This window comes from Streptomyces sp. NPDC048473 (assembly GCF_043200155.1).
Classification (GTDB): domain Bacteria; phylum Actinomycetota; class Actinomycetes; order Streptomycetales; family Streptomycetaceae; genus Streptomyces.
This window is the reverse complement of sequence record NZ_JBICXE010000015.1, coordinates 106,544-125,066: the sequence shown is the minus strand read 5'-3', so window position 1 is coordinate 125,066 and position 18,523 is coordinate 106,544. Positions and strand designations below refer to the sequence as shown.

20 protein-coding genes are annotated in these 18,523 nt (G+C 69.8%); 7 read left to right on the top strand and 13 right to left on the bottom strand.

Features of this window, described 5'->3' with window-relative positions; genetic code table 11:
• Positions 1–26 precede the first annotated feature (26 nt).
• The 5 genes from cysS to ACGFU7_RS24000 form a co-directional block, all read right to left on the bottom strand.
• Positions 27–1,430: a cysteine--tRNA ligase gene (cysS, locus tag ACGFU7_RS24020; protein WP_393698088.1), complete on the bottom strand. Its 1,404-nt coding sequence runs from the start codon at positions 1,428–1,430 to the stop codon at positions 27–29.
• A gap of 83 nt (positions 1,431–1,513) precedes the next feature.
• Positions 1,514–1,918, bottom strand: coding sequence for a PPOX class F420-dependent oxidoreductase (locus ACGFU7_RS24015; RefSeq protein ID WP_393698086.1), 405 nt, complete (start codon positions 1,916–1,918; stop codon positions 1,514–1,516).
• 317 nt (positions 1,919–2,235) lie between these two features.
• Positions 2,236–2,739, bottom strand: a complete 504-nt coding sequence (gene ispF / locus ACGFU7_RS24010) for a 2-C-methyl-D-erythritol 2,4-cyclodiphosphate synthase (protein WP_393698084.1) — start codon at positions 2,737–2,739, stop codon at positions 2,236–2,238.
• On the bottom strand, positions 2,729–3,475 hold the full coding sequence (gene ispD / locus ACGFU7_RS24005) for a 2-C-methyl-D-erythritol 4-phosphate cytidylyltransferase (protein ID WP_393698083.1): 747 nt from the start codon (positions 3,473–3,475) through the stop codon (positions 2,729–2,731). The genes ispF and ispD overlap by 11 nt, the downstream gene beginning before the upstream one ends.
• Before the next feature lie 333 nt (positions 3,476–3,808).
• Positions 3,809–4,291, bottom strand: a complete 483-nt coding sequence (locus ACGFU7_RS24000; protein WP_006380568.1) for a CarD family transcriptional regulator — start codon at positions 4,289–4,291, stop codon at positions 3,809–3,811.
• A 630-nt stretch (positions 4,292–4,921) separates the two neighbouring features.
• Here ACGFU7_RS24000 and ACGFU7_RS23995 point away from each other — a divergent pair.
• On the top strand, positions 4,922–5,596 hold the full coding sequence (locus ACGFU7_RS23995) for a DUF461 domain-containing protein (protein WP_393698081.1): 675 nt from the start codon (positions 4,922–4,924) through the stop codon (positions 5,594–5,596).
• Between the two features lie 99 nt (positions 5,597–5,695).
• On the opposite strand, the gene ACGFU7_RS23990 is transcribed toward ACGFU7_RS23995, so the two are convergent.
• Both ACGFU7_RS23990 and ACGFU7_RS23985 read right to left on the bottom strand, forming a co-directional pair.
• Positions 5,696–6,376 (bottom strand): response regulator transcription factor, encoded by a 681-nt coding sequence (locus ACGFU7_RS23990; protein ID WP_030977814.1) that lies wholly within the window; start codon positions 6,374–6,376, stop codon positions 5,696–5,698.
• Positions 6,373–7,647, bottom strand: a complete 1,275-nt coding sequence (locus tag ACGFU7_RS23985; protein WP_393698079.1) for a sensor histidine kinase — start codon at positions 7,645–7,647, stop codon at positions 6,373–6,375. Before ACGFU7_RS23985 ends, ACGFU7_RS23990 begins: the two co-directional genes overlap by 4 nt.
• Before the next feature lie 196 nt (positions 7,648–7,843).
• Here ACGFU7_RS23985 and phoU point away from each other — a divergent pair, with 196 nt between their 5' ends.
• Positions 7,844–8,521 (top strand): phosphate signaling complex protein PhoU, encoded by a 678-nt coding sequence (gene phoU, locus ACGFU7_RS23980; protein WP_393698078.1) that lies wholly within the window; start codon positions 7,844–7,846, stop codon positions 8,519–8,521.
• Positions 8,522–8,727: 206 nt separating this feature from the next.
• Positions 8,728–8,877 carry a hypothetical protein gene (locus tag ACGFU7_RS23975; RefSeq protein ID WP_393698076.1) on the top strand — a complete coding sequence of 50 codons (150 nt, stop codon included), beginning with the start codon at positions 8,728–8,730 and terminating at the stop codon, positions 8,875–8,877.
• A 143-nt stretch (positions 8,878–9,020) separates the two neighbouring features.
• On the opposite strand, the gene ACGFU7_RS23970 is transcribed toward ACGFU7_RS23975, so the two are convergent.
• The gene (locus tag ACGFU7_RS23970; protein WP_393698074.1) at positions 9,021–10,367 is read right to left on the bottom strand and encodes an MDR family MFS transporter; all 1,347 of its coding nucleotides are present in this window, start codon (positions 10,365–10,367) and stop codon (positions 9,021–9,023) included.
• A gap of 216 nt (positions 10,368–10,583) precedes the next feature.
• Between ACGFU7_RS23970 and ACGFU7_RS23965 the strand changes: the two genes are divergently transcribed.
• A complete protein-coding gene (locus ACGFU7_RS23965) occupies positions 10,584–11,342 on the top strand; it encodes a phosphoglyceromutase (RefSeq protein WP_393698073.1) in 759 nt (252 codons plus the stop codon).
• A 349-nt stretch (positions 11,343–11,691) separates the two neighbouring features.
• Here ACGFU7_RS23965 and ACGFU7_RS23960 read toward each other — a convergent pair whose 3' ends face one another.
• Positions 11,692–12,555 (bottom strand): hypothetical protein, encoded by an 864-nt coding sequence (locus ACGFU7_RS23960; RefSeq protein WP_393698071.1) that lies wholly within the window; start codon positions 12,553–12,555, stop codon positions 11,692–11,694.
• Between the two features lie 310 nt (positions 12,556–12,865).
• A complete protein-coding gene (locus tag ACGFU7_RS23955) occupies positions 12,866–13,504 on the bottom strand; it encodes an AAA family ATPase (RefSeq protein WP_393698070.1) in 639 nt (212 codons plus the stop codon).
• 135 nt (positions 13,505–13,639) lie between these two features.
• Here ACGFU7_RS23955 and ACGFU7_RS23950 point away from each other — a divergent pair, with 135 nt between their 5' ends.
• Together ACGFU7_RS23950 and ACGFU7_RS23945 are read left to right on the top strand one after the other, a co-directional pair.
• The gene (locus ACGFU7_RS23950) at positions 13,640–13,888 is read left to right on the top strand and encodes a hypothetical protein (RefSeq protein ID WP_114245784.1); all 249 of its coding nucleotides are present in this window, start codon (positions 13,640–13,642) and stop codon (positions 13,886–13,888) included.
• Positions 13,885–14,127, top strand: a complete 243-nt coding sequence (locus ACGFU7_RS23945; protein WP_393698068.1) for a hypothetical protein — start codon at positions 13,885–13,887, stop codon at positions 14,125–14,127. The genes ACGFU7_RS23950 and ACGFU7_RS23945 overlap by 4 nt, the downstream gene beginning before the upstream one ends.
• Positions 14,128–14,175: 48 nt before the next feature.
• On the opposite strand, the gene ACGFU7_RS23940 is transcribed toward ACGFU7_RS23945, so the two are convergent.
• A complete protein-coding gene (locus ACGFU7_RS23940; protein WP_393698067.1) occupies positions 14,176–14,454 on the bottom strand; it encodes an SCO0607 family lipoprotein in 279 nt (92 codons plus the stop codon).
• Positions 14,455–14,695: 241 nt separating this feature from the next.
• Positions 14,696–15,490, bottom strand: coding sequence for a hypothetical protein (locus ACGFU7_RS23935; RefSeq protein WP_393698065.1), 795 nt, complete (start codon positions 15,488–15,490; stop codon positions 14,696–14,698).
• Between the two features lie 181 nt (positions 15,491–15,671).
• Between ACGFU7_RS23935 and ACGFU7_RS23930 the strand changes: the two genes are divergently transcribed.
• On the top strand, positions 15,672–16,694 hold the full coding sequence (locus tag ACGFU7_RS23930) for a phosphotransferase family protein (protein ID WP_393698063.1): 1,023 nt from the start codon (positions 15,672–15,674) through the stop codon (positions 16,692–16,694).
• 25 nt (positions 16,695–16,719) lie between these two features.
• Here the strand turns inward: ACGFU7_RS23930 and ACGFU7_RS23925 are convergent, their stop codons facing one another.
• Complete coding sequence (locus tag ACGFU7_RS23925; RefSeq protein WP_393698062.1) at positions 16,720–18,480, bottom strand: glycosyl hydrolase family 28-related protein; 1,761 nt, start codon at positions 18,478–18,480, stop codon at positions 16,720–16,722.
• Between the last annotated feature and the right edge of the window lie 43 nt (positions 18,481–18,523).

Sequence of the window (18,523 nt, the reverse complement as noted above, 5' to 3'; positions counted from 1 at the left end):
GGAACGCCGGGCGGCACATGGGAGGACTACTGGCGCGGGCCGAGTGTCCACCGTGGTCCGGTCGGGCTGTCCTCGATGACGAGTCCGGACTGGTTGAGCTGGTCGCGGATGGCGTCGGCGGCGGGCCAGTCCTTGCGCTCGCGGGCCGACTGGCGCTGGTCCAGGACGAGGCGCACGAGCGTGTCGACGACCCCGTGCAGATCGTCGCCGCGATCGCTCTCGCCCGCCCAGTGCTCGTCCAGCGGGTCGAGGCCGAGGACGCCGAGCATCGCGCGGACCTCCGCGAGCCGGGCGACGGCGGCTTCCTTGTCGTCGGCGGCGAGTGCGGAGTTGCCCTGGCGGACCGTGGTGTGGACGATCGCGAGCGCCTGCGGGACGCCCAGGTCGTCGTCCATCGCCTCGGCGAACGCCGGCGGCACCTCGGGGGCCGCGGCGACCTCGCCGCCCGCCTTCTCGACGACGCGCTGCACGAAGCCCTCGATCCGCGCGAACGCGGACTCGGCCTCGCGCAGGGCCTCCTCGCTGTACTCGATCATCGACCGGTAGTGCGGGGTGCCGAGGTAGTAGCGCAGCACGATCGGACGCCACTGCTTGACCATCTCGCTGATGAGCACGGAGTTGCCGAGCGACTTCGACATCTTCTCGCCGGACATGGTGACCCAGCCGTTGTGCACCCAGTACTTCGCGAAGTCGTCGCCGTACCCCTTGGCCTGGGCGATCTCGTTCTCGTGGTGCGGGAAGATCAGGTCGATGCCGCCGCCGTGGATGTCGAAGGCGGTGCCGAGGTACTTGTGCGCCATGGCGGAGCACTCCAGGTGCCAGCCGGGGCGGCCACGGCCCCACGGGGTCTCCCAGCTCGGCTCGCCCGGCTTGGCGACCTTCCACATCGCGAAGTCGCGCTGGTCGCGCTTGCCGGTCTCGCCGTCGCCGGACGGCTGGCGCAGATCGTCCAGGTCCTGGTTGGAGAGCTCCAGGTAGCCGGGGAAGGAGCGCACGTCGAAGTAGACGTTGCCGTCGGCCGCGTACGCGTGACCGCGTTCGATCAGGCCCCGCATCATCTCGATCATCTCGGTGATGTGGCCGGTCGCGCGCGGTTCGTACGTGACCGGGAGGCAGCCGAGCGCGTCGTAGCCGGCGTTGAACGCCCGCTCGTTCTCGTACCCGATGGCCCACCACGGGCGGCCCTGCTCGGCCGACTTCGCGATGATCTTGTCGTCGATGTCGGTGACGTTCCGGATGAACGTGACGTCGTAGCCGCGGTAGTCGAACCAGCGGCGCATGATGTCGAAGTTCAGCCCGGACCTGATGTGCCCGATGTGCGGGGCGGCCTGGACAGTCGCGCCACAGAGGTAGATCGAGACACAGCCCGCTGTGAGCGGTACGAAGTCACGGATCTGCCGGGCGCTGGTGTCGTACAGGCGAATAGTCACGCCTCAAGGGTAGTGGGCGCGCACCAGTGCCCCGCGACCCCTTGGGGATCGCGGGCAAAAGTTTTGTGGCGGCGGAGTGTCTCCTAGATGCGTCCGACGACCTTCCGCGGGGTGATCCGGACGACCACGCGCTCGTCGTCGTCGCCGGACGCGGGGTTGAACTCCGCGTACTTCTTGCCGGTGTACTTCACCGACAGCTCGTCGATGAGCTCCTGGCCGCCCTCGGTGGTGAGCGCGGCGGTGCCGCGGATCTCGGCGTACGTGTACGGGGCGTCGAAGGGCTGTACGACGACGGAGACCCGCGGGTCTCGGCTCAGGTTCTGCTCCTTGCGGCGGCCGACCGTCGTCGAGATGAGCACGTCGTCGCCGTCGCGCTTCACCCAGACCGGGGACACCTGGGGGCTGCCGTCGGGCTGGATGGTGGCGACGGTGACGAAGACGGGCGTGTCGAGAAGCGCCTTGAGTTCTGCGGAGAGTGCGGCGGTCATGGCGTACGTCCTCCAAGCGGGATCGGTGGTGCTTCTACCCGTACCCAACCCCGTGTCACCGCTCCCGCTTCCCGTTCCCGCGTTCGTGTGCCTCGGGGTTCACGAGGTCACTCCGCCCTGTGCCGGGGGTGGGCGGTCCGGGACGCCGTGCGTCCGCGGGCAGTGCCACCGGGCGGCAGGTGCGAGTGAGACAGGGGGCCGTGCAGGGGCGTCCCCGCAGGGACTGACGTAGATGACCGGTTCGCTGTACGTACCGGGGTGCCGCGTCGGTTCCGAGGAGACGGCACGGAGGGGCCCCGCCCCCACCCACCGGCGGGTCAGCCCGTGCGGTAGACCAGTGCGGTCGCGATCCCCGCGAGGCCCTCGCCCCGCCCGGTGAAGCCGAGCCCGTCGGAGGTGGCGGCGGAGAGCGAGACGGGCGCCCCCACAGCGGCCGACAGCACCTTCTGCGCCTCGTCGCGCCGCTTGCCGATCTTCGGCCGTACGCCGACGACCTGAACGGCGACATTGCCGATCTCGAAACCCTCGGCCCGTACGATCCGCGCCGCCTCGGTCAGCAGGGTGACTCCGGCGGCGCCGGACCACTCGGGCCGCCCGGTGCCGAAGTGCTGCCCGAGGTCGCCGAGCCCGGCGGCCGAGAAGAGCGCGTTGCACGCGGCGTGCGCGACGACATCGGCGTCGGAGTGCCCCGCCAGGCCGGGCCCCTCGCCCTCCCACAGCAGCCCCGCGCACCACAGCTCGCGGCCCTCTTCGAAGGCGTGGATGTCGGTGCCGATCCCGACGAGCGGGACAACGGGCCCGGTCCGTTCCTCAGAAGCCATCGTTCGCCCTCCTGCGCGCGAGTACCGCCTCGGCCAGCACCAGATCCAGCGGCCGGGTCACTTTGAAAGCCTCTTCGTGCCCGGGTACGACCACGACGGGCGCCCCGAGCTGCTCCACCATGCCCGCGTCGTCCGTGGCGCCCTCGCCGCTGACGGCGACGGTCCCGTGCGCGCGTACGAGCGTGTCGCGGTCGAAGCCCTGCGGAGTCTGTACGGCGCGCAGCCTGGCCCGTTCGGGCGTGCCGAGCACCGGCTCCGGCTCCCCCGGCGCACCGGGCTCGACCTCCTTGACGGTGTCGGCGAGCGGCAGCGCGGGTACGACGGCGGGCGCCCCGTCCCGTACCGCCTCGATCACCGCGTCCACGGTGTCGACGGGCACCAACGGGCGCGCCGCGTCGTGGACGAGGACGACGGATACGTCCTCGGGCAGGGCGTCGAGGCCGAGCCGCACCGACTCCTGGCGGGTCTCGCCGCCGGGCACGACGAGGTAGTCGGTGCGCTCGGGCAGGGCGTGCTCGTCGAGCAGGTTCTTGACCTCGGGGGCGCCGTCCGGCGGCGCGACGACGACGACCAGGGAGACGGAACGGGACGCCGCCATGGCGCGTACCGCATGGATGAGCATGGGCGTCCCGCCCAGCGCGCGGAGCGCCTTGGGGGCGCCCGGGCCGAGCCGTACGCCGCGGCCGGCCGCGGGAATCACGGCGGCGGTGCGGTACGAACGCGATTGATCAGACATCGGTTGCACTCCGAAGCTTCGGCATGTTTGTTTCCACAGCCGACATGGGTATGGCCACAAGCGAGCCGGGCGCCATGCCATGACTCGACCGGGCCCTTTCCGTGACACCCGGTCGAAGTCGGACAAGCCGCGCCGGTCGCTCGGGATCGGCTACACAAGATCGTGAGCAACGTATCGGGGGGATCGCCGATGAAGCCAACGCATCGGTGAGTCAGAACGTAATCCGGACACGGCGTGGCCGAATCCGGACATGCCGCAGCGCCCGACGACATACCGTGAATACGGTTGTCAGCGGGCACCGCGGCACATTTTTTACGACCGGCGCGAGCCGGTTCAGGACGCGAGTACCTCGTCGAGCAGAGCCTCGGCCTTGTCTTCGTTCGTGTTCTCCGCGAGAGCGAGCTCGCTCACCAGAATCTGGCGAGCCTTGGCGAGCATGCGCTTCTCACCTGCGGAGAGTCCACGCTCGCGCTCACGACGCCACAGGTCGCGAACAACTTCGGCGACCTTGATGACATCGCCGGAGGCGAGCTTCTCCAGATTTGCCTTGTAACGCCGGGACCAGTTCGTCGGCTCTTCGGCATACGGTGCGCGCAGCACCTCGAAGACCCGGTCCAGCCCCTCCTGCCCGACTACGTCGCGCACACCCACGAACTCCGCATTGTCCGCCGGCACGCGAACCGTCAAGTCGCCCTGGGCGACCTTGAGCACCAAGTAGGTCTTGTCCACGCCTTTGATCTGACGAGTTTCGATAGCCTCGATCAGCGCGGCCCCGTGATGGGGATAGACCACGGTGTCGCCAACCTTGAACGTCATGTGACAGGTACCCCTTCCGTGGCTATCAAGAGTAACACGAGAACAGCTTCTCCTGAATGGCGTTTTCGCAGGTCAGGGCATATCTCGGGGCTTGACAACAGCAACACGTACGTGCTGCGGAAGGCTCACGGGAGACGGTATTCGCAGGTCGGAGCGGCTGTACGGGCGAGGCGAAACGCGCACGTTACACCCATCCGAACCCCCCTGCGAAGTGGTTGAACGTCCCGTTTTGCCGGATTCCGGATGATGAACTTTCCGTACTCCGTTCGGAGGTCGATCACCCGTACGGGTGTAAGTGCGGTTGATCAATGGAATTGATCAACGCCCCGGTGGGATCGGTTATGCGCGCGGAATGCGGCACGCTCCATGAATTGATCACCGGAGATATGTGAACGTCGCGTGTCGGCCGGTTTCGGGATGCGCCGGTCCGCAAACCCCGGCCGGGTGCGAGCCCCGAACGGCACCGGCCCCGGGGAAGTGCCGGAGCACGAAGGGGCGCGAAGGGGCGGGTCGGGTGCAGGGCGGGCGGGACGGCTCGGTAGCCTAAGGCCGCTGACACACCCTTAGGGCGGCTTTACGTCGCCTGCCCCTCCCGTCCGCAGACCGAACGTTCAAGGAGTTGCCGCCGCCGTGAGCCGCAGCCTTCGACACGGCGCCCTCGCCGCCACAGCCATCGCGTTCTCGATCGCCTCGCTCGCCGCGTGCGGTGCGGGCAATGACGCAGCGACGCTCAAGGTCAGGCCGGACACTGCTGCCACCACCTCCGGTGACATCAGCATCCAGAACGCGAACGTCGTCACCCAGCCCGAGCGCAACGCCGAGGGCCCGGCCGTCGTCACCGCGACGCTGTTCAACAACGGCGTCAAGCCGCAGACCCTGGACGCCGTCACCCTGCCGGGTACGAGCGCCGCGGTGGAGCTGCACGCCGCCAAGGGAGCCGGACCGGTCGTGGTCCCGGCCGGCGGCAAGGTGGTTCTCGGCGGCAAGGGCAACGCGTCCGCCGTGATCGCGAACAGCCGAGAGGCCGCGCAGGCCGGCAATGTGCAGCCCGTCGTCTTCAAGTTCAGCTCGACCGGTGAGATCCCGCTCGGCGCGTTCGTCGTGCCGGCGAGCAGCTATTTCAAGGGCTTCGGCCCGAGCTCGCTGCCGGCGCAGCCGTCGCAGTCGCAGTCGCCCGCGGCGGGGTCCTCCGCCACGCCGCCCGGTTCCGCTTCCGAGGCCCCGGGGGCTCCTGGCGAGTCGGGGTCCGAGAGCGACACGGTCATCCCGAGCGACGCCGCGTCCGCATCGACGCAGGCCGACTGACCGTACGCGCGCACGCAGATACGTAAACGGCGGAGGGCGCCCTCCCTTTCGGGGGGCGCGCCCTCCGCCGTTTACGTACGGGCCGGTTTACGGGCCGGTTTACGGCTCGAACTTGTACCCGAGGCCCCGCACCGTCACCAGGAAGCGCGGTGCGCCCGGGTCGGGCTCGATCTTGGCGCGCAGGCGCTTGACGTGGACGTCGAGGGTCTTGGTGTCGCCCACGTAGTCCGCGCCCCAGACCCGGTCGATCAGCTGCATGCGGGTCAGGACCCGGCCCGCGTTGCGCAGCAGCATCTCCAGCAGGTCGAACTCCTTGAGCGGGAGATCCACCTTGCCGCCGGAGACCGTGACGACGTGGCGGTCCACGTCCATCCGGACCGGGCCCGCCTCCAGGGCGGCCGGCGTGACCTCCTCCGGCTCACCGCGGCGGCGCAGCACCGCGCGGATGCGGGCGACGAGCTCCCGCGAGGAGAACGGCTTGGTGACGTAGTCGTCGGCTCCTATTTCCAGGCCGACGACCTTGTCGATCTCGCTGTCCTTGGCCGTGACCATGATCACGGGGACGTTGGACCTGCTGCGCAGCTGACGGCAGACCTCCGTACCGGGCAGGCCCGGCAGCATCAGGTCGAGCAGCACGAGGTCGGCGCCGTTGCGCTCGAACTCGTCAAGCCCGTCCGGGCCCGTGGCCGCGATGGCGACTTCGAAACCCTCCTTGCGGAGCATGTACGACAGGGCGTCGCTGAAGGATTCCTCATCCTCGACGACGAGCACTCGGGTCACGGAAGGACCTCCGGGGCAGGGAATGATTCAAGGGTGTCGGGGTGAGCGGGTCCGTAGGGGCCCTCGTCGCCGTTGACGATGAGCGGTCCGCCCGAGCTGCGGTCCCGTTCCCGTACGGAGCCCGCTTCGGGCAGCCGCAGGGTGAAGGTGGAGCCCTGGCCCTCCGAGCTCCAGACCGTGACCTCCCCGCCGTGCGAGGCGGCCACGTGCTTGACGATGGCGAGGCCGAGGCCGGTGCCACCGGTGGCCCGTGAGCGGGCCGGGTCGACGCGGTAGAAGCGTTCGAAGACCCGCTCGCGGTCCTTCTCCGAGATGCCGATGCCCTGGTCGGTCACGGCTATCTCGATCTGGTCCCCGCCGGGTACGGACAGTCGCCTGGCGGCGATGCCCACTCGGGTACGGGCGGGGCTGTAGTTGACGGCGTTCTCGACGAGGTTGCCGAGCGCCGCTGCGAGCTGGCCGCGGTTGCCCCAGATACGGAGCTCCGCGGTGCCGCCCGCCGCCATGGTGATCTGCTTCGAGCCGGCCTGCTGGCGGCAGCGGTCGATGGCCTCGGCCACCAGCTCGTCCACCCGGACCGGCTCGGCGTCCTCCAGCGGGTCGTCGTTCTGTACCCGGGAGAGGTCGATGATCTCCTGTACGAGGTTGGTCAGCCGGGTCGCCTCGATCTGCATCCGCCCCGCGAACCGCTCCACCGCCTCCGGGTCGTCCGAGGCGTCCATCACGGCCTCGGAGAGCAGCGAAAGCGCGCCGACCGGGGTCTTGAGCTCATGGCTGACATTGGCGACGAAGTCGCGTCGTACCGCTTCTATGCGGCGGGCCTCGGTGAGGTCCTCGACCAGCAGGAGCACCAGCCGGGAGCCCAGCGGGGCGACCCGGGCGGAGACCGCGAGGGCCTCGCCGCGGCCCGTACCGCGCCTGGGGAGGTCCAGTTCGACTTGCCGTATCTCGCCGTCCCTGCGGGTGTCCCTGGCCATGTTCAGCATGGGGTCGACGGCTAGCCGCCCGCCCCTGACCAGTCCCAGCGCATAAGCGGCGGAGCTGGCCTTGACCACGCTGTCGCTCTCGTCGAGCACGACCGCGGAGGAACTGAGCACGGACAGGACCGTGTCCACCCCCGGGGGCAGGGGGGCGTTGCTGTCGGGCCGCAGGGAGGTGCGCGTCGGCTTCTTCTGGTCGCGCTCGCTCCAGCGGAACGCCAGCATGGCGATCACGCCGGTACACGCACCGCCGATCGCCGCAGCTGCGGCGACTGCCGCGTTCACGTCCATACGTCAAGGTTATGCGGGTCCGGGAGGAGTCTCCCAGCCATCCGGGTGCGTATCCGAACACTCGTCGCCCAGAGTTCACCGAGGAGCAAGGGTTGGTTCACTTGGGCGGCCGGAAGCCGACGCGTACGCCGCCCATGGTGGCAGCGTGGGGTTCATACCTGGCCCCGGCCTTAGTGAGGACTGGAGAGGGACTTCCATGCGTGACGCGTACCACGAGGAACTCGACTCGATCGGCGAAGGGCTGGTCGAGATGGCCCGGCTCGTCGGGTCGGCGATCGGCCGGGCGACGACGTCCATGCTCGATGCCGATCTCAAGCTCGCGGAGACCGTGATCGCCGCGGACCAGAAGGTCGACGACCTCCAGCACGACCTGGAGGCGCGGGCCATCGCCCTGCTCGCGCGCCAGCAGCCCGTGGCGACGGATCTGCGGATCGTGGTCACGTCGCTGCGGATGAGCGCCGACCTGGAGCGCTCGGGCGACCTCGCCCAGCATGTCGCCAAGCTGGCCCGGCTGCGGTTCCCGGAATCGGCGGTGCCGCACGACCTGCACGCCACCATTCTGGAGATGGGACAGCTGGCGCAGCGCCTGATGGCCAAGGCGGCCGAGGTGATCATCACCAAGGACGTCGATCTGGCGCTCCAGCTGGAGCAGGACGACGACGAGATGGACCTGCTGCACCGCACGCTGTTCCAGCACCTGATGGACGACCGCTGGAAGCACGGCATCGAGACGGCCGTCGACGTGACGCTGCTCGGCCGCTACTACGAGCGCTTCGCCGACCATGCGGTGTCGGTCGCCAAGCGCGTGGTCTACCTGGTGACGGGTGAGCACGCCGACGACATCCAGCAGCAGACACCGGTGGAGGGCGCGTAGCCGGAAAGTGGGGGCGGAGAGCGCAGGACGCTTGATGGCGTACGCGGTCGCATCCGGTCGCACATGTGTCTCTGCGCGCGTGCGCCGTTGATGCGCCCGCCCGGTTGGGCATGCAATGGGGTGGGGCGGCACGCCTTGTCCGTACGCCCCGGTCGTACGCGCTTCGTTGTGGCGTACGGCCCTGTCGTGCGCAATGAGGAGGAACCATGGCCGATTCCCCCACGACCGACCCCCAGCAGGAGGCACCCGCTGAAGTGGTGCACCTGACCGTGCTCGGCGCCTGCGGCTGCGGCTCGGGCTGCGGATGCGGCTGCCAGTCCGGGGCCCCGTGCCAGTGCGGTGGCTGCACCGGCTGACCGGCCGGGCCGGTACGGAGCCGGAAGGGCGCCCCGCGCGGAGCAGGCTGCGCTCTGCTTTGCGCGGGGCGCCGTCGTGTGCGGGCGCGGTGCGGGGCAGCCCCTGCCGGCCCCCGCGGCCGCCCTGCCCGCTACCGGCAGTCTCAGCCCATCCGCTCGACGGAAGGCTCGGGACCGGCGTGGTGGCCCGGCCCGGCATCGAGGCCGGCGTCGGCCCCCGGCCCGACCGGGACAGCACTCCCCGCCACCCGGTTCCCCTCGGGCACTGCCGCCCCGTCCGCCCCCGGCAGATTCCGCATCAGCAGCCAGTACCCGAGCGCGGCCCCGGTCCCCAGGACGGCGCACGCCCCCCACAGCCACTGCGCCCCGAACCGGTCGATCACCACGCCCGACATCAGGGGTGCGATCAGCGCGGCTGCGGACCAGGACATCGTGTACATGCCCTGGTAGCGGCCGCGGCCCCGGGCGGGCGAGAGCCGGACCACCAGACTGCTCTGGATGGGCGAGTTGACGATCTCGGCGACCGTCCAGACACAGATGGTCAGCGCGTACACGGCGACCGAACCGGCGAACGCCGTCAGCCCGAATCCGTACCCGGCAAGCAGCGACGACACGATGAGCAGCCGGCGCGGATCGCGGTGCTGGATGAAGCGGGTGACCGGGATCTGGAGCACCACGATCAGCACACCGTTGACGGCGACGGCGGTGCCGAAGTCGGAGCTGGAGAACCCGTCCGCCCCCATGGCCACCGGCAGCCCCACGTACCCCTGCTGGAAGATCAGGGCGATGACGAAGGACAGCCCGACGACGCTCATGAACCGGCCGTCGCGCAGCACGGTGGAGAGCCGGACCTCGTCCGCGCCGGTGACCGCACGCCCGGACACCGCCGGCTTCTCGGGCCGCGACTCGGGCACCTTCATGAAGACGACGAAGGCGCAGACCAGCGTCATCGCGGCCTCGCCCAGGAACCCGGCGAGATAGCTGTACTCGGCGACGAACCCGGCCCCGGCCGACGAGACGGCGAAGCCGAGGTTGATCGCCCAGTAGTTGAGCGAGAAGGCCCGCACCCGGTCCTCGGGCCGAACGATGTCGGCCATCATGGCCTGCACGGCGGGCCGAGAGGCGTTGCTGGCCATGCCGACGACGAAGGCGACGGCCGCGATCGCCACCGGATGGACCATGAACCCGAGCACGGCCACGGACACGGCGGTCGAGGTCTGCGCGATGAGCATGGTGGGCCGGCGGCCCAGCCGGTCGGTCATCACCCCCGCCCCGAGCGAGGACACGACCCCGCCGAGCCCGTGCAGCGCGGCGACCAGACCGGCGTACGAGGCGGAGTAGCCCCGGTCCAGGGTCAGGTAGAGCGCCATGAACGTGGCGACGAACGCCCCGAGGCGGTTGACCAGCGTGCTGGTCCACAGCCACCAGAACTCCCTGGGGAGACCGGACACGGATTCGCGTGCGGCCCGTCTGAGACCGGCGACAGACATACGGAATCCCCCAGGGAAGTACGGAACGGGCACCGCCGGTAAGAGGTCCGGTGGCTAACCGAACATTACGAATCCCGGATTCCGGTCCGCCAGTCAATTGACGCCGCCCGTCAATCGTCGCGCCCCGGACCCCTCACGCACCCCTCACCCGCCCCACCTGTCCCGCCCTGTGACCGGCCGCGCAGCGCCCGTACGGCTTCGATTACGCTCGGACCCATGGCCGACGCACCGTACAAGCTGATCCTCCTCCGCCACGGCGAGAGCGAATGGAACGCGAAGAACCTGTTCACCGGTTGGGTGGACGTCAACCTCACGGAGAAGGGCGAGAAGGAGGCAGTCCGCGGCGGTGAGCTGATCAAGGACGCCGGCCTGCTCCCCGACGTCCTGCACACCTCCCTCCAGAAGCGCGCCATCCGCACCGCGCAGCTCGCGCTGGAATCCGCGGACCGCCACTGGATCCCCGTCCACCGCTCCTGGCGGCTGAACGAGCGCCACTACGGCGCCCTGCAGGGCAAGGACAAGGCGCAGACGCTCGCCGAGTTCGGCGAGGAGCAGTTCATGCTCTGGCGCCGCTCGTACGACACCCCGCCGCCCGCCCTTGAGGACGGCACCGAGTTCTCCCAGAGCGACGACCCGCGCTACGCGACGATCCCGCCGGAGCTGCGCCCGCGCACCGAGTGCCTCAAGGACGTCGTCGAGCGCATGCTGCCGTACTGGTACGACGACATCGTCCCGGACCTCCTGGCCGGTCGCACGGTCCTGGTCGCCGCCCACGGCAACAGCCTCCGGGCCCTGGTCAAGCACCTCGACGGCATCTCCGACGCCGACATCGCGGGCCTGAACATCCCGACCGGCATCCCGCTCGCCTACGAGCTGGACGCCGACTTCCGCCCGATCAACCCGGGCGGCACGTACCTCGACCCGGACGCGGCGAAGGCCGCCATCGAGGCCGTGAAGAACCAGGGCAAGAAGTAGTAACGCGACCAAGACAAGCCCCCTGCCTGCGGTTTATCCGCGAGTAGGGGGCTCGTTCTTGCGCTGGGGCCGTCGCTGGGCCGTCAGGTGCTCGATCGGGCCGTAGCGAAGACAGCGGCCACAGCCGAGCGCGTGCGTTCCTGGCTGGAGGGCATCAGGTGCGCGTACACGCGGAGCGTCAGCCCGGGGTCCGAGTGACCGAGGTGCTCCGCGAGGGTCGTGGGTTCACATCCCCCTGCCTCGACAGAGAAGTGCAGGGTCAGGGCCCTCATCCGCGAAGCGGTTCGGGCCCCTGACTCGTTCCCGGGGCGAAGGTGTCGAGCGGCCCTGGTCCAACCACACCCCAGAATTACGGCAGGTCGAAACTTACGAAGGAGTGGGCGGCGATGCCGCTCGTAGGAAATCCGAACTGCACGTCCGTCAGCATGCGCAGGACGAACTCACCAAAGCCGCAGTCGAATCGTTCCCAGCTATGGAAGTCGTGCCGTACGAGCACTGGCCAGTCGTCAGGGTCAGCAGCGCCCGTCTGCCAGACGAAGTCGATCTCCTGTTCCGACGTCCCCCAACGCAGCAGCCCGTGGGGTGCCGGGTGGGCGACATAGGGGTGCCACAGTGCAGCGGCATGCTCCACGTCGCTCTCGGCCCACTTCACGAGGTCCATACCCACAATGCCCGGGACGAGGAGGTCCAGGTACCAGTCGAAGCTGCCCACGCCGAACAGATCGACGGTCTCCTTGTAGTCCCTCGGAAGCGCCGTGCCCAGGGCGGCTTCAGCGGCGGACCAGTCGACGGCCGGCTGGGGTATCGGTTCCCATCCGGTGAGAATGCGCAGCTTCTCAGTCCACGACGCGTCCTCCGGGAGTCCTCCGGCCGCAGGATCCTCACGCCCTGCGACCACGACGACCAACCGACTTCCCTCCGGGGAGGCAACCTGGCCGCACCCGATCCAGTGGGACCAGTAAGCCCACCCCCGCATCTCCAGTACTTTCTCACCAAAGGGCTCGACGAGGGGCAGCCCTGTGCGCTCAGCGAGCGAGGGGGCGGTGAAACCGCCCGAAGCGATGTTCCGGAACCGGCCCGCGCGCCCGCCAATTGCGGCGACGAGCTCCTGCAGAGTGGTGCCGTCCGGCACATCGATAATGCTCGGTGCATCGCTGGGCGATCTTGCGTCGAGCATCTGCCATACGGTGGCCAGGAGTTTGGAGTGATCCATGCGCCCCACTCAACCCCACGCAGCTGACATTGCCGACGACGCAGCCTGTCTGCAGAGCCGGTGACATCCGCACCTGACATCAACGACGCCGAACTCCGACGGACGGACGCGGCAGCAGGTAGACCGCCCGGCTCGCAGGACGCCGCCTTCCAGCAGGCAACAACTCGCAGTGATCGAACTCCTGAAGCGGGTGTCGACCCACCTGGCCCGGCTCGAACGGGCTGGCCCCCTCGTGCGTGGCTACCTGCGTTACGTGCAACTCATTCCCGGGCCGGACGAAAGTGGCAACGCCCCTCACCCCCGTACTTCCTCACGCCCCGGGAACCTCCAGCAGCCCATACCGATCTCCCTCCGCACCCAACACCCGCCCGATGCGCGCAGCCAGCGTGCCCCACGGGCGGCACGCGACCACCGGCAGTGCGTGCAGAGACGCCTGGTCGCTGAGCCACCGCGAGTACTCCGCACTCACCCGCGCCCGATGCCGCTGCTCGCCGCTGCCGGGCTCCCGGCAGGCGTAGTTGGCAGCAATCCGGTCCGCGTCCCCCTCGTGCAGGAACACCGCCCGCACGCGGCGGCCCGCCGCCCGCCCCTCCTGGATCGCTGCCGCGGCAGCCGCCGGGGTGAGGTAGTCGCCCTCGATCACGGCGGGTACGTCGACGGTCAGGCGGTTGCGGACGACGCCCAGCACCGCGGGCTCCAGGGCCCCGGCGGTGGCGATCTGGAGGTTCAGCACCTGCTCGGTGGCGAGTTGCGCGGTGTCGGCTATGTCGTCGAAGTGGTGGAGAGCCGGGTGGCCATCAGCCGTCGTCATGGCTTCGACGGCGCTGACCACGTCGTCGAACTCGACCACGAACGCCTCGGCCTCATCGGCCAGTTGCGCAGCGACCCGGCTCTTGCCGACGCCGGACGCCCCACCGAGCAGCAATATGTCCCATGTTGTTCCCGTCATGGGGTGAACGTATCGCGTGGGCTCCGCGTTGGCCGCGGGCCCTGGCGCTACCGTGTCCCGAGCACCGGCCCGCGCATGGGCGGAGCCGATCGGACGGGCCGTGCGGAGAGAGCAAGGAGAGCGGGGAGAGCAATCATGGGCGAGCCCCTGAAGACCTTCGTCGGCGGCGCCGAAGTCGACGTGCCCAACAGCATTCCGGACATCCGGGCCACCCTGCCCGAGGAGAGACGTGAGGAGTTCGACCGCGCCATCAACGACGCCGGTGTGAGCGAGATCCAGGCGGTCATGCGGCACTGGATGCTGGAGGCCGTACCCGATCCGGAGGCGGAGAAGATCCTGGACCGGCTGGCGCAGGACGAGGCCGAGAGGCGGACCGTCGCTTGAGCTTCCGCATCTCCTACGCCCCGCCCGCCGACGACACCCTGGCCAAGATGCGCGACGGCGAGGTCTTCCGGGACGAGATGGCGCGCACCCTGGGCCTCGACCCGTACGGGCACGGGTCGTCGGCCGTCAAGAGCGAGCGCGACCGCCGCGAGGCGACGGTCGCGGGGGCGATCGTGCTCTATTACGTCTCCGGGTCCGTCCTGATCGTCACCGTGGTGAGGCTCGTCCCGCTGCCCTGAACCGGCACCGACCCGAGGGGATACCGCGGGCGCCCGAGCGGGCCTGCCTCACTCCCCGGATTCGGCGGGGATGTCGATGACCTTGCCGCTCTTGTCCACTGTGTGGGTCTCCCAGTACTTGTCCCACTTGTCGCCCACATGCTCGGGAACCTTGCCCTTCGGATACCGGGCGTATCCCTTCGGTGGTGCCTCGCCGTCGGGCACGCACGCCGATCCGGCGTCCCCGACGACCAGGACCGGATATTCGCCGCCGCCGCAAGTCGCGTCCTGCATGGAGCAGCCCGCGGTCAGCAGCGCCACGGTCACGGAGGCCAGGGCGAGGCCCACCGCGGACCGGCTCGGGCGACGCCTACTTCTCGCGGGCTCCCATCGGTCAAGTCGGCTGATCCTGTGCACGGTTGGCTCCCTCTGGGTGGTCGGTACGGCCAGCCTGCCCGGAGGATGAGGCACCGATCATGAGTACGAGTACTCACACGCGTCGGCTTGCGTACCTGTTCCACGGACACGGCGCCGGCCAACCGGCGCAGGACCGCCGCCAAGAGGGACGCTCGGCACTGCGGCCGGCCCCTTACGCCAGCTTCGCGGCCTGGGCCTCGACCACCGCGGTCGGCAGCTCGAAGTCCTCGCCCCCGCCCATCGCGGCCAGGTTCATCGAGGAGAACGAGGCGAACGAGGGGCCCTGGCGCATGGCCACGAGCTTGAACCGGACCTTCTCGCCACCCTGCTCCACCTGCACCGTCCAGGCGGCCGCGTCCTCCCCGCCCTTGACCTGCTCCTCGGTGATCTTGCTGACCTTCTGCTTCTCACCGGCAGCCGTGAAGTCGAACCCGCCCGCGCAGTCGGTGGCGGCGGTGCGCAGCGAGGCGACCGACTCCTCCGCGCCCTTGCCGTCGTACGAGCCGAGGGCCAGCTGCGTCGTCGTGATGTCGAACGCCGCCTTGAACGCGTCTTCGGCATCCGCGCCGTCCTGCTCGTCCATGCTGCCCTTCTTGGGCTCGCTGACGACCGTCCGCTTGGTGAACGCCGCGGGCTCACCGACCTGCGCCCCCATCAGCGCGTCGGCGAACGGGGCGCAGACCTCCTTCTCGACCTTGATGTCGTCGCCGGAGATCACGTCCTTGGCCGCGGCCTTGGCAATCTTGTGGCCCTTGACGTCGCCCTGGGCCAGCGCCGCCTTCTCCAGCTCGGCGGCGGTCAGCGCCTTGGCGGCCGGCTTCGCGGCGGCGGACTCCTTGCCCTTGGCATCCGCGCCCTTGCCGCCGGAACCGGAACCGGAGTCCGAGCCGCCGCAGGCGGTGGCGAGCAGGGCCAGGGACACCGCGGTGGCGGCAACAGCGGTACGGCGTATGGCGGTGGATCGCATGGTCCGGTCCGTCTCTCTGAGCTGGGTCTTCGGGTTTTGCTCACTCTATGAGCGGCAGTTGGTTTGACGATCAATCAACCAGGGCACGGGATGTGATCGTGATGGCGCCGTGATCATCCCGTGAAGACGCTGTCCGTCGCCGTAACCCGGATCGAATACCGACACAGAGGGAAATCAGCCCATGCAGTCAGATGACGCAACCTCGGCCGTTCTCGGGTCCGTTGGCGTGGCCGAAGACCGGATCGCCACAGTCGCACCCCTCGCCGGAGGCACGTTCAACGCCGTCACCCGGGTGACTCTCACCGACGGCAGCGACTGGGTGGTGAAGATACCTCCGCCCACGACCGACGGAGCCCTGATGAGTTACGAGCGCGATCTGCTGGTCAACGAGGTCGAGTTCTACACCTGCGCGGGCGAGTCGGCGGCAGTCCCCCGCGTCCTGCACAGCGAACTCGACCCGGCTGCCCCGACCGGCCCGTACGTGATCATGTCGGCCTGCCCGGGTCAGCCCTGGTGCGACATCGCCGGCGGCGCGGCCGACCGCGTCATGTCCGACACCGAGGAGCGCCGGCTCAGGAACGAGCTGGGGCGGATCGTCGCCCGGCTGCACTCCATCACGGGCCCCGGCGGATTCGGCTATCCGGCCCGGGCGTTGGGCCCGCTGTCCCCGACCTGGCGACAGGCGTTCACGGCGATGACCGAAGCCGTCCTCGGCGACGCGGACACCTACCGCGCCCGGCTGCCGCGCCCGACGGCCGGAATCCGCACGCTGCTCGCCGCCGCGTCACCCGTACTCGACGACGTCACCCGGCCCGCCCTGGTCCACTTCGACCTGTGGCAGGGCAACCTGCTCGTCGACGGGGAGCCCGGCGCGCGCACCATCGGCGGGATCGTCGACGGCGAGCGGATGTTCTGGGGCGACCCGGTCGCCGACTTCGTATCGCTCGCCCTGTTCGCGAACATGGAGGAGGACGAGGACTTCCTCGCCGGGTACGGGGACGGCAGCGGGCAGCCGGTGGTGTTCGACGCGTCCGTACGGCTGCGGCTCGCGCTCTACCGCTGCTACCTCTACCTGATCATGCTGGTGGAGACCGTCCCGCGCCGCGTTCCCCAGGAGCACCTGGACCGGACGTGGAAGGAAGTCGGTCCGCAGCTCGAATCGGCGCTGGAGGACGTGGAGTCGGCGCTGCGGGCAAGGAACTGACCCCTCACCCGCAGTGCCCGCCCCGTCAGCCGGCCAGCGCCCGCTGCGCCGCGTGGAGGTTGGGCGGCCAGACCGCTTCCGGCGTGCCGTACGCCTCCAGCCGGGTGTGCAGATCGCCGGTGAAGTCGGGGACGTCGATCTGGTCGAACTCCGTCACCTCGCTGACGCCGACCGTCGCGCTGTACGGGGCGAGCCCGTCGATCCGCATCAGGCCGGCCCGGCCGTTGGTGACCCGGATGTTCCAGTGCGTGAAGCGGGCGCCGAAGAGCGGCCCCGCGCTCGCGTCGCCGCCGTGGCGCCCGTTGTTGTTCACGGTGATGTCGGTACGGACGTTGGCGAACGGCATGCCCCGGTGGGAGTCGAACGTCCCCATCTCCATCACGCCGCGCGACCAGACGTTGTGACTGGACAGGCCCTCGACATTGATGCCGTGCAGCTGCGTTCCGGCGGGCGCCGGGACGGTCCGCTGAGCGATGGTGAAGTCCTCGATCAGGTTGTCGTGCGAGCCCTCGCGGCAGTAGTACGGGTGGTGGGAGCCGCGGCCCTCGACCCGCGTACGTCGCAGGGTGCAGGCGGACGCGCCGATCAGCCCGAAGCCGTTGTCGACATGGCGGACGGTGATGTCGTCGGCCCAGCAGTCGTACGCGCACTGGAACGCGACCCCGTTGTACCCCTTGTCGAGCAGATGCTGCGACTGCGGGGTCTCGACCGCTTCGAGCGTGAGGCCCTCGACGCCGGAACCGGTGAGCGGGGCGGCGAGGGTGGTCAGACGCGGATCCCACTCGGGGCGGATGTCGAGCGGAAGCGGACGCTCCAGCGTGACCCTGCGGCCGTGTACGGAGGTGACGCGGACCGGCCACTCGTAGGGGACGTACGAGGTCAGCTTGGTCTTGTCGTCCCAGTAGTACGCCTCGGGGCCGGGGCCGCCGCCCGCCATGTGCTCCAGGAGCGTGCGGTCGGCGTCGTCGGCGAGGCGGAGCAGGACGAGTTGGCCGCGCTTCAGGTTCTTCGTGGACTCGACGGTGAGGGACCGGTCGCCCCGGGCGGCGGGGGCGACGGTGGTCAGGGTCTGCCACTCGTCGCGCCTGTTGCCGGTCCAGCCCTCGAAGGGCCAGGCCTTGGCCCTGATCGCGTCGGTGAGCGAGGCCCAACGGTCCTTCGGGCAGAGCCAGATGAGGCCGCCGGCCCAGGACCAGCTGGACTTGTCGCCGCCGTAGCGGCTGCCGTACACGCCGATCAGCTCGGTGAGGTTCTTGGTCGCGTACAGCTTGGTGCGTCCGCTGCCCGCACCGCGCACCACCACATTGCTGTGGCCGATCCGGATGATGTCGTCGATGCGGTACGTACCTGCGGGGATGAGCACCGTGCCACCGCCACGCTCTCCGGCAGCGGCGATGGCACGGTTGATCGCGGGGGCGGCGTCGGCGGAGTTGTCCGGCTTCGCGCCGTAGTGCAGGACGTCGGCGACGAAACCGCGGCCCGTGCGGCGGGGCAGGTCGGAGCCGCCGCGGTAGCCGGCCCGCCCGATGAAGGGAACCTGCGGGTGGGTGAGGGGGGCGGCGGCGAACTCCCGCCAGATGGGGGTCGCGCGCGGGCCGCCGGCCGCGGATGCCTGCCCGGTCGCGGTGGCGGCGCCGGCCGCAGTCACCCGGCTCGCGGCGGATGCCGTGGCGCCGCCGATGATGCCGGTGGCCGTCGCCGCGGCGACGGCCACCGCGCTGCCGAGCAGTCCGCGTCTGCTGATGTTCCCCATGGTCGCCATGAATCCGAGCCGCCTTTCATGCATGTGAACGACGTTCATATCTGCGTCGGCGGCGAGCATGCCACGG